A 17168-nucleotide genomic window follows, 5' to 3' on the forward strand; every position below is an offset into this window, starting at 1 on the left:
TAAACTCTCCGGGGGGGTGGGGGCGGCGCCCCGCTACAAACAAAAAATTTAAAAAAGGGACCCGCTTATTTGCAATAACCCCCAACCAAACCGCGCCCCCCCCTCGTGGGGGGGCCGCTTTGGATTCTGGCTTATTCGCTGACGTATAAGGGGGCCATCGCCTTCGGCGGCGACTGCTGATTGTCGCACGACGTCAGGAATGCCGCCGCGATCAGGAACAGACTCACGATACCACTCAACTGGGACATGGCGAAACTCCTCCTGTTTCGCCCCGCGCCCCCGCACCATAGCCACAAGCCGGCCTGCCGTACATGACTTATGATGACAGCGATTTGCGCTTCGTGAATCGTTCGGAGGCTGATGCCGCGGCAATAATTGCCAGCCGGCCGATTGCCTTTTGCAGCACTTTGGCTAAGACGTGCGGCATTCTTCAGATCAATCGAGGACATCGCAAATGACCGCCATCATCGACATTGTCGGGCGTGAAATCCTGGACAGCCGTGGAAATCCGACCGTCGAGGTCGATGTCATTCTCGAAGATGGCTCAATGGGCCGCGCGGCGGTGCCATCGGGTGCTTCGACCGGCGCCCACGAGGCCGTCGAACTGCGCGACGGCGGTGCCCGCTATCTCGGCAAGGGTGTGCTCAGGGCCGTCGAAGCGGTGAACGGCGAACTGTTCGAGGCGATTGGCGGCATGGAAGCCGAAAACCAGATCCATATCGACCAGACCATGATCGAGCTTGACGGCACGCCCAACAAGAGCCGGCTTGGCGCCAACGCCATTCTCGGCGTGTCGCTGGCGGTGGCCAAGGCGGCCGCCGATGCTGCCGGCCTGCCGCTGTACCGTTATGTCGGTGGCACCAAGGCGCATCTCCTGCCGGTACCGATGATGAACATCATCAATGGTGGCGCGCATGCCGACAACCCGATCGACTTCCAGGAATTCATGATCCTGCCGATCGGCGCGCCGACGCTGCGCGAAGGTGTACGCTGGGGTTCGGAAATCTTCCATACGCTGCGCAAGAAGCTGAAGGATGCCGGCCACAACACCAATGTCGGCGACGAGGGCGGCTTTGCCCCGAACCTGAAAAGCGCCCCGGTGGCGCTCGATTTCATCATGGAATCGATCGAGCAGGCCGGCTTCAAGCCGGGCGACGAGATCGCGCTCGGCCTCGATTGCGCCGCGACCGAGTTCTTCAAGGACGGTAACTACGTCTATGAGGGCGAGAAGAAGACGCGCGATCCCAAGGCCCAGGCCAAATACCTGGCCAAGCTTGCCGCCGACTATCCGATCATCTCGATCGAGGACGGCTTGGCCGAGGACGATTGGGAAGGCTGGAAGTACCTGACCGACCTGATCGGCAAGAAGACGCAGCTGGTCGGCGACGATTTGTTCGTCACCAACACGGCGCGGCTACGCGACGGCATCCGCATGGGCGTTGCCAATTCGATCCTGGTCAAGGTCAACCAGATCGGCTCGTTGACGGAAACGCTCGACGCCGTCGAGACCGCGCACAAGGCCGGCTACACCGCCGTCATGTCGCACCGCTCGGGCGAAACCGAGGATTCGACCATCGCCGATCTCGCGGTTGCCACCAATTGCGGACAGATCAAGACCGGCTCGCTGTCGCGCTCCGACCGCATGGCCAAGTACAACCAGCTGATCCGCATCGAGGAAGAACTCGGCAAGCAGGCAAGCTATGCCGGCAAGTCGGTGATCAAGGGCTGATCCGGAAAACACTCGGATATCGGATGAAAGGGCGGGAGCATTCCCGCCTTTTTTCATTTCGGTTCGCCAAACCGGTCACCTGTAACTGTCCGTTAAGCACAATCGGGCGAAAAAGATCGTGAGCCGCCTGAGTTCGCGGGCTAGAGCCGGATGATTTCAGGTCTGTTCGACCTGAAGTCTGAATCCGACTCTAAATCAAAGAGATAGAGCATGTTGTCGTCCGAAAACCGCTTCACACATTTCGGCATCACGCTCTAGAGGAACCGGGCGATGTGGACGCGTCAGCACAAGCAGAGAAACACCGGCCGGCTGATCATTCCCTCGCTTTGCGTGGTGTTCCTGGCCTATTTCGGCTTTCATGCCTATCACGGCGAATTCGGCATCTATTCGAAATATCAGCTGGAAGCCCAGACGGTTGCGCTGCAAGGCCAGCTCGATGCGATCAAGGCGCGCCGCATGGAACTCGAGCGCCGCGTTCGGCTGATGCATGAAGGCACGCTCGAGAAGGACATGCTCGATGAGCAGGCACGCAAGGCGCTGAATCTGTCCCAAGCCGATGAAATCACCATTATGTTGCCGACCTCGGTGAAATAACTGATTTCCAGTTAATCGCCAATATTTTCAACGATTTTAATTGCTTAGGCGCATGCCAGCTATGCAAATTCGGCATGGCGCAACGCTTTGACGCGTGTTAGCCTCCCTAAAATCGGTGGGGAGGAGCTGATCTCCCCAGAGCAGATTTCATCCTGCTCTAATGTCCACGAAGAGACGCCAACAGGGAGTGATGCATGGCCACCGCAGCCAGAAAAGCGCCTGCCAAATCCAAATCCGACGGCAAATCGGGGCTTTCCGCCCCCAAGCCCGCCGAGTTCACCAAGGATGAAGAGCTTGCCGCCTACCGGCACATGCTGCTCATCCGTCGTTTCGAGGAAAAGGCCGGCCAGCTTTACGGCATGGGTTTCATCGGCGGCTTCTGTCACCTCTATATCGGCCAGGAAGCGGTCGTCACCGGCATGAAGATGGCGCTGATCGACGGCGATCAGATGATCACCGCCTATCGCGACCACGGCCACATGCTGGCGATGGAGCTGTCGCCGCGCGGCGTCATGGCCGAGCTGACCGGGCGTCGGGGCGGCTTGTCCCGGGGCAAGGGCGGCTCCATGCACATGTTCTCCAAGGAAAAGCACTTTTACGGCGGCCACGGCATCGTCGGTGCGCAGGTGTCTCTTGGTACTGGTCTCGCCTTTGCCAACCGCTACCGCGACAACAACAATGTCTCGCTGACCTATTTCGGCGACGGCGCGGCCAACCAGGGCCAGGTCTATGAAAGCTTCAACATGGCCTCGCTGTGGAAGCTGCCGGTGATCTACATCATCGAGAACAACCGCTATGCGATGGGCACCTCGGTGTCGCGCTCTTCGGCGGAAACCAACTTTTCGCATCGTGGTGCCTCGTTCAAGATCCCGGGCATCCAGGTCGACGGCATGGACGTGCGCGCTGTCAAGGCTGCCGCCGACCAGGCGACCGAATGGTGCCGCGCCGGCAACGGGCCGATCATTCTCGAAATGCAGACCTACCGCTACCGCGGTCACTCGATGTCCGATCCGGCAAAATACCGCTCCAAGGAAGAAGTGCAGAAGATGCGCTCGGACCATGACCCGATCGAGCAGGTCAAGGCACGGCTGATGGAAAAGAAGTGGGCGACCGAGGACGAGCTCAAGACCATCGACAAGGAGGTCCGCGACATCGTCGCCGACGCCGCCGAATTTGCCCAGAACGACGCGGAGCCGGATCCGTCCGAGCTCTGGACCGATATCGTATTGTAACGGGAGGGCAAGGACATGCCGATCGAAATTCTCATGCCCGCTCTCTCGCCGACCATGGAAGAGGGCAATCTTTCCAAGTGGTTGAAGAACGAGGGCGACAAGGTCGTCGCCGGCGACGTTATCGCCGAGATCGAGACCGACAAGGCGACGATGGAAGTCGAAGCTGTTGACGAAGGCACGCTGGGCAAGATCCTGATCGCCGCCGGTACCGAAGGCGTCAAGGTCAACACACCGATCGCCGTGCTGCTGCAGGACGGCGAAAGTGCCGGGGATATCGGCAAGTCTGCGGCGCCCGCCAAGGCGGAAGCACCTGCAAAGGCAGAGGCTCCGGCCGCAGCAGAGGACAAGGCGGAGGCCACAAAGCCGGCCGCCGCACCGGTGGCTGCCGCCCCGAAGACGGAGATCGCCGCCGATCCGGACATTCCGGCCGGCACGGAGATGGTCTCCACCACGGTGCGCGAAGCGCTGCGCGATGCGATGGCCGAGGAAATGCGCCGCGACGGCGATGTCTTCGTCATGGGCGAGGAGGTTGCCGAATACCAGGGCGCCTACAAGATCACGCAGGGCCTGCTGCAGGAATTCGGGCCGCGGCGCGTCGTCGATACGCCGATCACCGAGCATGGCTTTGCCGGCGTTGGCGTGGGTGCGGCGATGGCCGGCCTGAAGCCGATCGTCGAGTTCATGACCTTCAACTTCGCCATGCAGGCGATCGACCAGATCATCAACTCGGCCGCCAAGACGCTCTATATGTCCGGCGGCCAGATGGGCGCGCCGATCGTGTTCCGTGGACCGAACGGTGCCGCCGCACGCGTCGCTGCCCAGCACTCGCAGTGCTATGCCGCCTGGTACAGCCACATTCCGGGCCTGAAAGTGGTGATGCCCTACACCGCCGCTGACGCCAAGGGCTTGCTGAAGGCAGCGATCCGCGATCCGAACCCAATCATCTTCCTCGAGAATGAAATCCTTTACGGTCAGTCCTTCGACGTGCCGAAGCTGGACGATTTCGTGTTGCCGATCGGCAAGGCGCGCATCCATAAATCAGGCAAGGATGTCACCATCGTCTCCTTCGGCATCGGCATGACCTATGCGGTCAAGGCTGAAGCGGAACTGCGTGGCCTTGGCATCGATGCCGAGATCATCGACTTGCGCACGATCCGGCCGCTCGATCTCGACACCATCATCGCCTCGGTCAAGAAGACCAACCGCCTGGTGGTGGTGGAGGAAGGTTATCCGCAGAACTCGGTCGGCGACCATATCGCCAACCAGGTGTCGCAGCGCGCCTTCGACTTTCTGGACGCGCCGGTCATCACCATCGCCGGCAAGGATGTGCCGATGCCTTATGCGGCCAACCTCGAGAAGCTGGCGTTGCCGAATGTCGGCGAAGTCATCGAGGCGGTCAAAGCCGTCACGTATCGCTGAACCGGGCGGGAGGACAAAATGCCAATCAACATCACCATGCCGGCCCTGTCGCCCACGATGGAAGAGGGCAATCTGTCCAAGTGGCTCGTCAAGGAAGGCGACAAGGTTTCGCCGGGCGATGTCATTGCCGAGATCGAGACCGACAAGGCGACGATGGAAGTCGAAGCTGTCGATGAGGGCACGGTTGCAAAGCTCGTCGTTCCCGCCGGCACCGAGGGCGTCAAGGTCAATGCGCTGATCGCCGTGCTCGCCGGAGAGGGCGAGGATGCAGGCGCCGTCGCGAAAAGCGGTGGCGGTGCCGCACCAGCGAAAGCCGAGGCGCCGAAAGCGGAGGAGCCCAAGGCTGACGCACCAAAGGCGGAAGCATCAAAGGCGGAACCGGTCGCGACCGCACCCAAGGCAGAGGCGGCTCCAGTTGCCAATGGTCATGCGGCCGGCGAGCGCACCTTCGCCTCGCCGCTCGCACGTCGCATCGCCAGGGAAGCCGGCGTCGATGTGTCTGCCGTGACCGGCACCGGCCCGCATGGCCGCGTCGTCAAGGCAGATATCGACGCCGCGATTGCCGGTGGCGGCGCCAAGCCTGCCGCCAAGGCAGCACCCGCCGGGGCTCCGGCAACTGCTCCTGCTGTGAAGGCGATGTCCGACGATCAGGTGCTGAAGCTGTTCGAGGCTGGCTCCTACGATCTCGTCCCGCATGACAATATGCGCAAGACCATTGCGCGCCGCCTGGTCGAGGCCAAGACCACCATCCCGCATTTCTACCTGACGCTCGACTGCGAGCTCGATGCACTCCTCGCATTGCGCACGCAGATTAACGCCGCAGCCCCGGTAAAGAAGACCGACAAAGGCGATGCGCCCGCCTACAAGCTGTCGGTCAACGACATGGTCATCAAGGCGATGGCGATGGCGCTGAAGGCGGTGCCGGATGCCAATGCCTCATGGACCGAAAGCGCCATGGTCAAGCACAAGCATGCCGATGTCGGCGTCGCCGTGTCGATCCCGGGCGGCCTGATCACACCGATCATTCGGCATGCCGACGAAAAGACGCTGTCCACCATCTCCAACGAGATGAAGGATCTGGCCAGCCGGGCGCGCAGCCGCAAGCTGAAGCCGGAAGAGTATCAGGGCGGCACCACGGCGGTGTCCAACCTCGGCATGTTCGGCATCAAGGACTTTGCCGCCGTCATCAACCCGCCGCATGCGACGATCCTTGCCGTCGGTGCCGGCGAGGAGCGGGCGGTGGTCAAGAACGGCGAGATCAAAATCGCCACCGTGATGTCGGTGACGCTGTCGACCGACCATCGCGCCGTCGACGGCGCGCTGGGTGCCGAACTGCTGGTCGCCTTCAAGCGCCTGATCGAGAACCCGATGGGCATGCTGGTTTAGGACGGAGAGGGCGGTGCGGATCTTCTTCACCTCCCTTATGGCGTTTTTCCTGTCAGGATTGGCAGGCGGCTTGGTTGCTCAACAGCTGGCGGTCGCAACCCATGCGCAGGAAGAATACATTCTGGTGTTCATGACGTCGGTGCTTGTCACCATTGTCGCGACGATCGTGTTTTTCATCGCGCAGCTTTTTTCGAACGCACCGTCGATCATCAACTGGCTGGGCCTCTGCGCAATTGTCCTGTTCGTGCTGATCGGGCTCGGCCTGATCGGTTGGACGTTCTCTCAGCCGGTCGATAAGCGCCAGTGGGAAGGTGACCTGCCGATCGTCGCCGGCCTGGTTTTGCCGAACCTGGCCACTGTGCTGGTTCACTGGCTGTTCGTGCGCTGGCGGTTGAGGCGCAGCTCGATTAACGCACAGGTGGGCGCATGAAGACGGTTCTTTGTTACGGCGACTCGCTGACCTGGGGCTACAATGCCGAAGGTGGCCGCCATGCGCTGGAAGACCGCTGGCCGAGCGTGCTGCAGGCAGCGTTAGGCGCCGACGTGCAAGTGATTGCCGATGGCCTCAACGGCCGCACCACGGCCTTCGACGATCATCTGGCCGGTGCGGACCGCAACGGTGCAAAACTGCTACCAACCGTCCTGACGACCCATGCGCCGATCGACCTGATTGTCATCATGCTCGGCGCCAACGACATGAAGCCGTGGATCCACGGCAATCCCGTCGCGGCCAAGCAGGGCATCCAGCGGCTGGTCAACATCGTGCGCGGTCACGACTATCCGTTCGACTGGCCGGCGCCACAGATCCTGATCGTTTCGCCGCCTGTCGTCAGCCGTACAGACAATGCCGAATTCAAGGAGATGTTTGCCGGCGGCGACGACGCCTCCACCCGGCTGGCGCCGCTCTACGCCGCCCTTGCCGACGAGGCCGGCTGCGGCTTCTTTGACGCCGGCAGCGTGGCGCAAACCACACCGCTTGATGGCGTCCACCTCGACGCCGAGAACACGCGAAACATCGGCAAGGCGCTGGCACCCGTCGTGCGCGTCATGCTGGAATTGTGAAGGAGAAAAACCGTGGCTGAGAACTACGACGTCATCATCATCGGCTCCGGCCCTGGCGGCTATGTCACCGCGGTGCGTTCCGCGCAACTCGGCTTCAAGACGGCGATCGTCGAGCGCGAGCATCTCGGCGGCATCTGCCTCAACTGGGGCTGCATCCCGACCAAGGCGCTGCTGCGCTCGGCCGAGATCATGCACTATTCGGATCACCTGAAGGATTACGGGCTGAAGCTCGACGGCAAGGTCAGCGTCGACACGTCAGCCGTGGTCGATCGCTCGCGAAAGGTCTCGCTGCGGCTCAATGGCGGCGTTGCCTTCCTGATGAAGAAGAACAAGGTCGACGTCATCTGGGGCGAGGCCAAGCTCTCGAAGCCGGGCGAGATCGTCGTGTCGAAGACGGCCAAGAAGCCGATGGAGCCGCAGCCGCCAGTGCCGAAAGGCGTCAAAGGCGAAGGCACCTATACCGCCAAGCACATCATCCTGGCGACCGGCGCCCGGCCGCGCGCACTGCCCGGTATCGAGCCGGACGGCAAGCTGATCTGGACTTATTTTGAAGCCATGGTGCCGAAGGAGATGCCGAAGTCGCTGCTGGTCATGGGGTCGGGCGCCATCGGCATCGAATTCGCCTCCTTCTACCGCACCATGGGCGCCGAAGTGACGGTGGTCGAGCTGCTGCCTGCGGTGATGCCGGTCGAGGATGCCGAAGTCTCGAAATTCGCGCAGAAGCAGTTCGAGAAGCAAGGCATGAAGATCATCCTCGAAGCCAAGGTGACCAAGGTCGAGAAGGGTGCCAACTCGGTCACCGCGCATGTCGAGATGAAGGACGGCAAGGTCGAGAAGATCACCGCCGATCGGATGATCTCGGCCGTCGGCGTCCAGGGCAACATCGAGGGCCTCGGGCTCGAGGCGCTTGGCGTGAAAACGGAGCGTGGCTGCGTCGTCATCGATGGTTACGGCAAGACCAACGTGCCGGGCATCTACGCCATCGGCGATGTCGCCGGCCCGCCGATGCTCGCTCACAAGGCCGAACATGAGGGGGTCGTGTGCATCGAGAAGATCGCAGATTTTCCTGGCGTGCATGCCACCGACAAGCTGAAGATTCCGGGCTGCACCTACTGCAATCCGCAGGTCGCCTCGGTTGGGCTGACGGAAGCCAAGGCCAAGGCCGAGGGCAAGGACATCCGGGTCGGGCGCTTCCAGTTCGCCGCCAATGGCAAGGCGATTGCGCTCGGTGAGGATCAGGGTTTCATCAAGACCATCTTCGACAAGAAGACCGGTCAATTGCTCGGCGCCCACATGGTCGGTGCCGAAGTGACCGAACTGATCCAGGGTTTTGTCGTGGCGATGAACCTGGAGACGACCGAGGAAGAGCTGATGCACACCATCTTCCCGCACCCGACGCTGTCGGAGATGATGAAGGAAAGCGTGCTCGACGCCTATGGCCGCGCGCTCAACGCCTGATAGATTGAAAGCGCTGCTACAGATGGAACCCGGCGGCAAGGTACTTCGTTTGCGAATGCGTTTTCACGTATCCCACAAGGAGAAGGCATATGCACCTGAATGGCGTCGGCTGGATAGCAGCCATCATCATCGGCGGCCTGGCAGGCTGGTTCGCCGAAATGTTCATGAAGAGCAACACCGGCATCTTCATGAACATCGTCATGGGCATCGTCGGCGCGGTCGTGCTGAACGCCATTCTGCAGGCTCTCAATTTTGGCCCGTTCGGCGTCGGCTGGATTGCCTATCTGATCACCGGCTTTATCGGTGCCTGCCTGCTGATCTGGGCCGGGCGTCTGGTGCGCCGTTAGCATCACTGAAGAGTTGCTATGCGAAAAAGGCTGTTGCGGCATGCGCCGTGGCGGCCTTTTTCTTTGCGTTGAAAAGTCTTAGATGACGTTATGACAGCGAACGCCTGACTGGCGTCGCGAATGAACCAGGTTTCCCGATGGTCACTGTCCTCGATACGATCGCCAACGCCCCGCGCTTGCGGCATCCGGAAAAGGCGCACAAGCCTGATCAGGACGTGCTGCGCAAGCCCGACTGGATCCGCGTCAAGGCGCCGGTGTCGAAGGGCTATGCCGAAACGCGCGAAATCGTCAAATCGCACAAGCTGGTGACGGTCTGCGAAGAGGCCGGCTGCCCTAACATCGGCGAATGCTGGGAAAAGAAGCACGCGACCTTCATGATCATGGGCGAGATCTGCACCCGCGCCTGCGCCTTCTGCAACGTCGCCACGGGCATTCCAACAGCGCTTGACCCGGATGAACCGGCCCGCGTCGCGCATGCGGTCAAGCAGATGGGCCTTACCCATGTGGTCATCACCTCGGTGGACCGTGACGATCTCTCCGATGGCGGTGCGCAGCATTTCGCTGAAGTCATTCGTGCCATCCGGGCCGCGACGCCTTCGACGACGATCGAAATCCTGACGCCCGACTTCCTGCGCAAGGACGGCGCGCTGGAGATCGTCGTGGCCGCCAAGCCCGACGTCTTCAACCACAATCTCGAAACCGTACCGTCGAACTATCTGACGGTTCGTCCGGGCGCCCGCTATTTCCATTCGATCCGGCTATTGCAGCGGGTCAAGGAGCTTGATCCGTCAATCTTCACCAAGTCCGGCATCATGGTGGGGCTGGGCGAGGAACGGAATGAAATCCTGCAGCTGATGGACGATCTGCGGTCCGCCAATGTCGATTTCATGACCATCGGCCAGTACCTGCAGCCGTCGAAGAAGCACCACCCGGTGATCCGCTTCGTCACGCCGGAGGAGTTCAAATCCTTTGAGACGATCGGCCGGACCAAGGGTTTCCTGCTGGTGGCATCTAGCCCGCTGACGCGTTCATCGCATCACGCCGGCGACGATTTTGCCAAGCTGCGCGCGGCACGGGAAGCGATTCTCAAGAAATCAGCTTAACTCGCTGGTTCCATGCCAAAATTCGAAGCCACCCGATGCGTATCCCATACACCCGAGCAGATGTTCGCTTTGGTCGCCGATGTTGAATCCTATCCGCAATTCCTGCCGCTTTGCGAAGCGCTGACGGTTCGCTCGCGCAAGGAGCGTGACGGGCGCACTGTTCTGCTTGCCGACATGAGCATCGGCTACAAGGCCATCCGCGAAACCTTCACGACGCAGGTGCTGCTGAAGCCCGCCGAGAACACCATCGACGTGAAATATATCGACGGGCCGTTCAAATATTTGAGCAATGTCTGGCGTTTCGAACCCGACGGCGCCGGTTGCGCCGTCCGCTTCTTCATCGACTACGAGTTCAAGAGCCGTATTCTGGGCGCGGTCATGGGAACCATGTTCGATCGCGCCTTCCGCATGTTCGCCGAAGCCTTCGAAAAGCGAGCAGACGTCATCTACGGTGCAAAACCGTCTTGAGGCCCTGCGCATGCTTTTCTGGATAGCGAGCACCGTTGGACTGGCGATCGCCTATCTCTTCGGTTCCATGCCCACGGGTTATCTGGCGGGGAAGCTGCTCAAGGGCATCGATATCCGGGAGCATGGCTCCAAATCCACCGGGGCAACGAACGTCTTGCGGGTCTTGGGAAAATGGCCTGCGTTGGTGGTGTTGCTGCTGGATGTGCTGAAAGGCGCGGCGGCGATCGTCTTTGCCCGCTGGTTCTATCCCTGGTTCATCACGTTGCCGTTGGTTACGCCATCGACCCCGCTTGACCTGCAAACCTGGGTGCCTTGGGCTGTTTGCCTGGCCGGAATTGCCGTGTTGTTGGGACATGGCCGTTCGATCTGGCTGAATTTTACAGGTGGCAAATCCGCTGCGACGGGGCTTGGCGTGTTGCTGGCTCTGTCTTGGCCGGTAGGTGTGGGAGCTGCGGCGGCTTTTGGTGCTGTGCTGGCTACCTCTCGGATAGTTTCCCTGAGTTCGATGGTAGCGGCGTTGACCGCGATCGCCCTCATCTGTGGCCTGGAGCAACCGTTGGCCTATCGGTTGTTGGTGATTGCGGGCAGCATCTACGTGGTTGCGCGCCATCGTGCCAACATTCGGAGGCTGCTGGCTGGGACGGAGCCACGCTTGGGGCAAAGCAGCCCGGAATCGAAAACGTAACCGCAAATCCAGCTTTCGGGCCCGCCCGCCCAACGTTTTATAACCCTATCCAAGTGCTTGCAGGCCCAGTTCCAGCGCTTGCCGGACCGTTTCGCGACGAATGAAATCGCGGCCTTTGTCTGCAAAGAGCTGGTGCTCGGCGACAATCGGTCGGCCGTCCAGCGCAACCCCGAACCAGACCAAGCCGACCGGTTTTCCCGCCGAACCGCCGCCAGGCCCAGCGATCCCGGTGACCGCCAGGGTCAGCCCGGCGCGCGAACGGGCAAGCGCGCCTGTTGCCATCTCGATCGCAGTCTCGCGCGAAACCGCGCCATGCGCCTCAAGCGTGACGGCGGAAACACCGAGCATGTCCATCTTGGCTTCGTTGGAATAGGTGATGAAGCCGCGATCGACCACGGTGGACGAGCCGGCGATGTCGGTCAACGCGGCGATGATCATGCCGCCGGTGCAGCTTTCCGCCGTTGCCAGCATGATGCCACGTCTCTGACAGGCTTGCAGCAGGGCATTTGCCAGCTCGTTGTGGGTCATTCCGGCACCTCGCCGGGAAACACCACGCTGGCGGTGGCGATCGCCGCAATGCCTTCCTCGCGCCCGACAAAGCCGAGCTTTTCGTTGGTTGTCGCCTTGATCGAGATGCGGTCCGCGGAAATTGCCAGCATCTGCGAAAGGGCTGCGGTCATGGCCTCGCGATGCGGGCCGACGCGCGGCGCTTCGCAGATCAGCGTGATGTCGGCATTGGCGATGCGGCCGCCGCGCGCGCGCACCAGCCTTGCCGCATGCTCGACGAATATGCGCGACGCAGCGCCTTTCCACTGCGGGTCGGATGGCGGAAAATGCGTGCCGATGTCGCCTGCGCCGCAAGTCGCCAGCAGCGCATCGGTCAAGGCGTGCAGACCGACATCGGCGTCGGAATGGCCGGACAGCTTCTTGTCGTGCGCTATGGCGACGCCACACAGCGTGACATGGTCTCCCGGTTCGAAAGCGTGGACGTCGTAGCCATTGCCGGTACGGATGTCGGGAAAGCGCACGCGTTCGCCGGAAAGCCGCTGGTCCGCCATCGCAATATCCCGTGCCCAGGTGAGTTTGACATTGTCCGGCGAGCCCGGAACGATCTTGACCGGAATATGCGCCCATTCGGCGATCGCGGCATCGTCGGTAAAATCCATCTTTCCCAGATGATGGGCTTTCTCGTGCGCGGCAAGAATGGGCCAGAACGGAAAGCCTTGTGGCGTTTGCGCCGCGTGAAGCCCGCTGCGCGATACGGTTTCGCCAACCACGCCGGAGGCCGATTCGCGCTTCAGCGTGTCGGCGACGGGCAAAGCGGGCAACGCGCCCTCGCGCTCGCCGATGGCGGCGATGGTGCGATCTATCAGGTCCGCATCGACAAACGGGCGGACGGCGTCGTGGATCAGAACCTGCGCCGGCGCGTGGCCTCTAAGGGCAAGCAGGCCGAGCCGGACGGATTCCTGCCTCGTCGCCCCGCCCATGATGGCGGTGACGCGCTCTACATTGGCGCCCGCCGCCTGCCGGAACAGCTCGTGGTCATCGGCATGAATGGCGACGACGATCTCGCTGGTCCGCGGGTGGGCCAGAAAAATGTCCAGCGTGTGTGCAATGACGGCAAAGCCGCCAATGTGTTGATATTGCTTCGGTCCGTTGGCCTGTCCGGCGCGCGCGCCACGGCCGGCCGCAACGATCACCACCGCGACCTTGCCATCCGCATCCGAAACGTGATTTTGACTTGCGTCAGTCATGCCCGTTTGGTCCTAGCGCACGATCCCGAAAAGTGTAATCGGTTTTCGGAAAGATCGTGCGCTAAGTATGAAATTCCAAAGCGTCCTTGCGCGTCCCGAGGGACGTGCGGCGCTTTCGTCGCGGCCAAAGCCGAAGGCCAGCATTTTCCCAATTGCGCCTTGATGTGGCGTCATTCCGCGTTGCACATTGCGCCAGTTCTGGCTAGAGAATGTGCAACGAATGAAGATGCTTGGTTTTTGTGCATGGTTAACTTGACCAAATTGCCTGACTTGACCAAATTGGCAGGGCCGCTCGATGTCGGTGGTGTGAGAATCCGCAATCGCGTGTTCCTCGCACCGATGTCGGGGATTACGGACGAGCCGTTCCGGCAGCGTGCCCACGCGCATGGAGCGGGCCTGGTCGTGTCCGAAATGGTTGCCAGCGGAGAGCTCGCCAAGGGCAGGGCCGGTTTCAACCTGCGCATACGCCACTCCGGCCTGCCCGTCCATATGGTTCAGCTAGCAGGCCGCGAGGCGGTGCACATGGCCGAAGGCGCGCGTATAGCCGCCGGCGAGGGCGCTGACATCATTGACATCAACATGGGCTGCCCGGCCAAGAAGGTCACCGGCGGCTATGCCGGCTCGGCATTGATGCTGGATCTCGAGCATGCACTGTCGCTGATCGACGCGGTGGTCGGCGCGGTCGAGGTGCCGGTGACGGTCAAGATGCGGCTTGGCTGGGACGAAGGCGCGCTCAACGCGCCGATGCTGGCGCGCCGCGCCGAGCAGGCCGGTGTCAGCATGGTGACCGTGCACGGCCGCACGCGCTGCCAGTTCTACCAGGGCAAGGCCGACTGGCGCGCCATCGCCCGCGTCAAGGAAGCCGTGTCCATCCCGGTCGTCGCCAATGGTGACGTCTCTTCGCCGGCGGAAGCGGCCGACATTCTCGATCAATCGGGTGCCGACGCCGTGATGATCGGTCGTGCCCATTATGGCGCGCCCTGGATCGCAGGCGGCATTGCGGCCGCGGCGACCGGCGAGGCGACGCCAAACATGCCACGGGACTCGACGGCGCTCGCCGACTACATCGTGGCCCACTACGAGGACATGCTGGCGCTCTACGGCGCCGAGAGCGGCCTGCGCCAGGCGCGCAAGCATCTTGGCTGGTATCTTGATCGGCATGCCGGCGGCGTCGCCGACGACAGCCGAAAGGCCATACTGACCGCATTCGAGCCCGCGCGCGTCATTGCCTTGCTGCGCGATGTGTTTTCGCGCGATCCGCAACCCTTGAACCTGCGGAGCGCCGCATGAACGCCGCCGCCGGCCCGGGCGCCGAAATGGCGGATGCCGCCCAAATCGTGCTCAACACCATCCGCCGCCCGGTGATCATGATCAGCGAGGAGGGGTTCATCACCTTCGCCAACGCCGACGCGGAAGACTTCTTTCGTTCGAGCGCGACCATGCTCGCTCGCAACACGCTGTCAAAACTCATTCCCTTCGGCAGCCCTCTGCTGACACTGGTCGACCAGGTGCGCGAGCGTCGGGCCCCGGTCAACGAGTACCGCGTCGACGTGTCGTCGCCGCGGCTCGGCATCGAGAAGGTCGTCGATCTCTATGTCGCGCCGGTACCGGAATTTCCGGGCTCGGTGGTGGTTATGTTCCAGGAACGGTCGATGGCCGATAAGATCGACCGGCAGATGACGCATCGGGGTGCCGCACGTTCGGTGACCGGTCTGGCGGCAATGCTTGCCCATGAGATCAAGAACCCGCTCTCAGGCATCCGCGGCGCTGCCCAGCTGCTCGAACTGTCGGCTTCCGACGAAGACCGCGCGCTGACGCGGCTGATCACCGACGAGACCGACCGCATCGTGTCGCTGGTCGATCGCATGGAGGTGTTTTCCGACGAGCGGCCGATCGACCGCTACCCCGTCAACATCCATGTCGTTCTCGACCATGTGAAGGCGATTGCCAAGAACGGTTTTGCCAAGAGAATCAAGATATTGGAGGATTATGATCCTTCGTTGCCTCCGGTGTTTGCCAACCGCGACCAGTTGATCCAGGTGTTCCTCAACCTGGTCAAGAACGCCGCCGAGGCGATCGGCAGCGACCCGCAGGGCGAGATCGTGCTGTCGACCGCCTTCCGGCCAGGCATCCGTGTTTCCGTTCCGGGCACGCAGGACCGCGTGTCGCTGCCGCTGGAATTCTGCGTGCGCGACAATGGCTCCGGCGTCTCCGAAGACATCTTGCCGATCCTGTTCGACCCGTTCATCACCACCAAGCCGAACGGCTCCGGGTTGGGTCTTGCGCTGGTCGCCAAGATCGTCGGCGAGCATGGCGGCATCATCGAATGCGAATCGACGCCGCGCGGCACCACATTCCGCATCCTGATGCCGGCCTGGAAAGAAGCGCCAAACGGCGCCGATGATGACGGTGAAGGAGACCGCAAATGACCGTTCGCGGCAATATTCTCGTCGCCGACGACGACGCGGCGATCCGTACCGTCCTCAACCAGGCGCTTTCGCGCGCCGGTCATGAGGTGCGCGTCACATCCAACGCTTCGACGCTTTGGCGCTGGGTGGCGGCGGGCGAGGGCGACCTTGTCATCACCGATGTGGTCATGCCGGACGAGAACGCCTTCGACATGCTGCCGCGCATCAAGAAGGCGAGGCCGGAGCTGCCGGTCATCGTCATGAGCGCTCAGAACACGTTCATGACGGCGATCCGCGCCTCCGAAACCGGCGCTTACGAATATCTGCCTAAGCCGTTCGACCTGACCGAACTGCTCAACATCGTCAACCGGGCGCTTTCCGAGCCGCGTCGGCCGAAGATCGACGCGCGGCCGGAAGAGCAGCCCGATGCAATGCCGCTGGTCGGCCGCTCGGCCGCCATGCAGGACATCTACCGCATGCTGGCGCGCATGATGCAGACCGACCTGACGGTGATGATCTCGGGCGAATCCGGCACCGGCAAGGAGCTGGTGGCGCGCGCGCTGCATGAATATGGCCGCCGCCGCGGCGGCCCCTTCGTCGCCATCAATATGGCGGCGATCCCGCGCGACCTGATCGAATCGGAACTGTTCGGTCACGAGAAGGGTGCCTTCACCGGCGCACAGAACCGCTCGACCGGGCGCTTCGAACAGGCTGAAGGCGGCACGCTTTTCCTCGACGAGATCGGCGACATGCCGATGGAGGCGCAGACGCGGCTGCTGCGCGTGCTCCAACAGGGCGAATACACGACGGTTGGCGGACGCACGCCGATCAAGACCGACGTGCGCATCGTCGCCGCCACCAACAAGGATCTGCGCACGCTGATTAACCAGGGGCTTTTCCGCGAGGATCTTTTCTATCGCCTCAATGTCGTGCCGCTCCGGCTGCCAGCGCTGCGCGAGCGCTCCGAGGACGTGCCGGACCTCGTCCGCCACTTCTTCAAGCTCGGCGAAATGGAAGGCCTACAGACCAAGCGCATTTCTTCCGGCGGCATCGAGTTGATGAAGCGCTATCCGTGGCCAGGCAATGTTCGCGAACTGGAAAACCTCGTTCGGAGGCTCGCCGCGCTCTATTCGCAGGACGAGATTTCCGCCGAGATCATCGAGGCCGAGCTGAAGACCGGCGAGCGCCCCGTAGTGCCGGGAGGCGGTAACCTCATTCCCGACGATTTGTCGATTGGCCAGGCGGTCGAGCATTTCCTGCAGCGCTATTTCGCGTCGTTTGCCGGCGACTTGCCTCCTGCCGGGCTCTATCAGCGCATCCTGTCCGAGGTCGAGTTTCCGCTTGTCCTGGCCTCGATGACGGCAACGCGCGGCAACCAGATCAAGGCTGCGGAACTGCTGGGCTTGAACCGCAACACGCTGCGCAAGAAGATTCGCGAGCTCGGCGTCAACGTCTACAAATCATCGCGGCAGGGCTGAGCCTTGATCTGAGCCCGCGCTCTTTTCAGGGGATCGGCTCGCGAA

General features: G+C 62.0%; 17 protein-coding genes. 15 read left to right on the plus strand and 2 right to left on the minus strand.

Annotation, left to right across the window (positions count from 1 at the left end):
* The first annotated feature begins 454 nt into the window (after positions 1 to 454).
* The 12 genes from eno to plsY all read left to right on the plus strand — a co-directional run bounded on the left by eno (position 455) and on the right by plsY (position 11483).
* A complete protein-coding gene (gene eno, locus NKI69_RS11770) occupies positions 455 to 1729 on the plus strand; it encodes a phosphopyruvate hydratase (RefSeq protein WP_023812044.1) in 1275 nt (424 codons plus the stop codon).
* A gap of 270 nt (positions 1730 to 1999) precedes the next feature.
* Entirely contained in the window at positions 2000 to 2323 is a 324-nt protein-coding gene (locus tag NKI69_RS11775) for an FtsB family cell division protein (RefSeq protein WP_023812043.1), read from the plus strand.
* A 194-nt stretch (positions 2324 to 2517) separates the two neighbouring features.
* Entirely contained in the window at positions 2518 to 3555 is a 1038-nt protein-coding gene (gene pdhA, locus NKI69_RS11780; RefSeq protein WP_023812042.1) for a pyruvate dehydrogenase (acetyl-transferring) E1 component subunit alpha, read from the plus strand.
* Positions 3556 to 3570: 15 nt separating this feature from the next.
* Positions 3571 to 4974, plus strand: coding sequence for a pyruvate dehydrogenase complex E1 component subunit beta (locus NKI69_RS11785; protein ID WP_023812041.1), 1404 nt, complete (start codon positions 3571 to 3573; stop codon positions 4972 to 4974).
* Between the two features lie 18 nt (positions 4975 to 4992).
* Positions 4993 to 6360 carry a pyruvate dehydrogenase complex dihydrolipoamide acetyltransferase gene (locus NKI69_RS11790; RefSeq protein ID WP_352677855.1) on the plus strand — a complete coding sequence of 456 codons (1368 nt, stop codon included), beginning with the start codon at positions 4993 to 4995 and terminating at the stop codon, positions 6358 to 6360.
* 13 nt (positions 6361 to 6373) lie between these two features.
* A complete protein-coding gene (locus tag NKI69_RS11795; protein ID WP_352721382.1) occupies positions 6374 to 6790 on the plus strand; it encodes a hypothetical protein in 417 nt (138 codons plus the stop codon).
* Positions 6787 to 7422, plus strand: a complete 636-nt coding sequence (locus NKI69_RS11800; protein WP_352721384.1) for an SGNH/GDSL hydrolase family protein — start codon at positions 6787 to 6789, stop codon at positions 7420 to 7422. Before NKI69_RS11795 ends, NKI69_RS11800 begins: the two co-directional genes overlap by 4 nt.
* Before the next feature lie 12 nt (positions 7423 to 7434).
* Positions 7435 to 8880, plus strand: coding sequence for a dihydrolipoyl dehydrogenase (gene lpdA, locus NKI69_RS11805; RefSeq protein ID WP_352721386.1), 1446 nt, complete (start codon positions 7435 to 7437; stop codon positions 8878 to 8880).
* Positions 8881 to 8969: 89 nt separating this feature from the next.
* Positions 8970 to 9227 (plus strand): GlsB/YeaQ/YmgE family stress response membrane protein, encoded by a 258-nt coding sequence (locus NKI69_RS11810; RefSeq protein ID WP_023812036.1) that lies wholly within the window; start codon positions 8970 to 8972, stop codon positions 9225 to 9227.
* A gap of 137 nt (positions 9228 to 9364) precedes the next feature.
* Positions 9365 to 10330 carry a lipoyl synthase gene (gene lipA, locus NKI69_RS11815; RefSeq protein ID WP_023812035.1) on the plus strand — a complete coding sequence of 322 codons (966 nt, stop codon included), beginning with the start codon at positions 9365 to 9367 and terminating at the stop codon, positions 10328 to 10330.
* A gap of 12 nt (positions 10331 to 10342) precedes the next feature.
* On the plus strand, positions 10343 to 10798 hold the full coding sequence (locus tag NKI69_RS11820; RefSeq protein WP_352721388.1) for a type II toxin-antitoxin system RatA family toxin: 456 nt from the start codon (positions 10343 to 10345) through the stop codon (positions 10796 to 10798).
* Positions 10799 to 10808: 10 nt separating this feature from the next.
* Positions 10809 to 11483, plus strand: coding sequence for a glycerol-3-phosphate 1-O-acyltransferase PlsY (plsY, locus tag NKI69_RS11825; RefSeq protein WP_352721390.1), 675 nt, complete (start codon positions 10809 to 10811; stop codon positions 11481 to 11483).
* Positions 11484 to 11528: 45 nt separating this feature from the next.
* Here plsY and NKI69_RS11830 read toward each other — a convergent pair whose 3' ends face one another.
* Both NKI69_RS11830 and NKI69_RS11835 read right to left on the minus strand, forming a co-directional pair.
* Complete coding sequence (locus tag NKI69_RS11830; RefSeq protein WP_352441532.1) at positions 11529 to 12011, minus strand: CinA family protein; 483 nt, start codon at positions 12009 to 12011, stop codon at positions 11529 to 11531.
* Complete coding sequence (locus NKI69_RS11835; protein WP_352441531.1) at positions 12008 to 13237, minus strand: bifunctional 2-C-methyl-D-erythritol 4-phosphate cytidylyltransferase/2-C-methyl-D-erythritol 2,4-cyclodiphosphate synthase; 1230 nt, start codon at positions 13235 to 13237, stop codon at positions 12008 to 12010. Before NKI69_RS11835 ends, NKI69_RS11830 begins: the two co-directional genes overlap by 4 nt.
* 261 nt (positions 13238 to 13498) lie before the next feature.
* On the opposite strand from NKI69_RS11835, the gene dusB reads away from it, so the two are divergent.
* Genes dusB through ntrC form a run of 3 tightly spaced genes read left to right on the plus strand, consistent with a single transcriptional unit; the run spans position 13499 to position 17123 of the window.
* On the plus strand, positions 13499 to 14527 hold the full coding sequence (dusB, locus tag NKI69_RS11840) for a tRNA dihydrouridine synthase DusB (RefSeq protein ID WP_352721565.1): 1029 nt from the start codon (positions 13499 to 13501) through the stop codon (positions 14525 to 14527).
* Complete coding sequence (locus NKI69_RS11845) at positions 14524 to 15666, plus strand: two-component system sensor histidine kinase NtrB (protein ID WP_352552035.1); 1143 nt, start codon at positions 14524 to 14526, stop codon at positions 15664 to 15666. Before dusB ends, NKI69_RS11845 begins: the two co-directional genes overlap by 4 nt.
* Positions 15663 to 17123 (plus strand): nitrogen regulation protein NR(I), encoded by a 1461-nt coding sequence (ntrC, locus tag NKI69_RS11850; protein WP_023812028.1) that lies wholly within the window; start codon positions 15663 to 15665, stop codon positions 17121 to 17123. The genes NKI69_RS11845 and ntrC overlap by 4 nt, the downstream gene beginning before the upstream one ends.
* The last annotated feature ends 45 nt before the right edge of the window (positions 17124 to 17168 follow it).

It is taken from the genome of Mesorhizobium sp. M0491 (assembly GCF_040321265.1).
GTDB lineage: Bacteria > Pseudomonadota > Alphaproteobacteria > Rhizobiales > Rhizobiaceae > Mesorhizobium.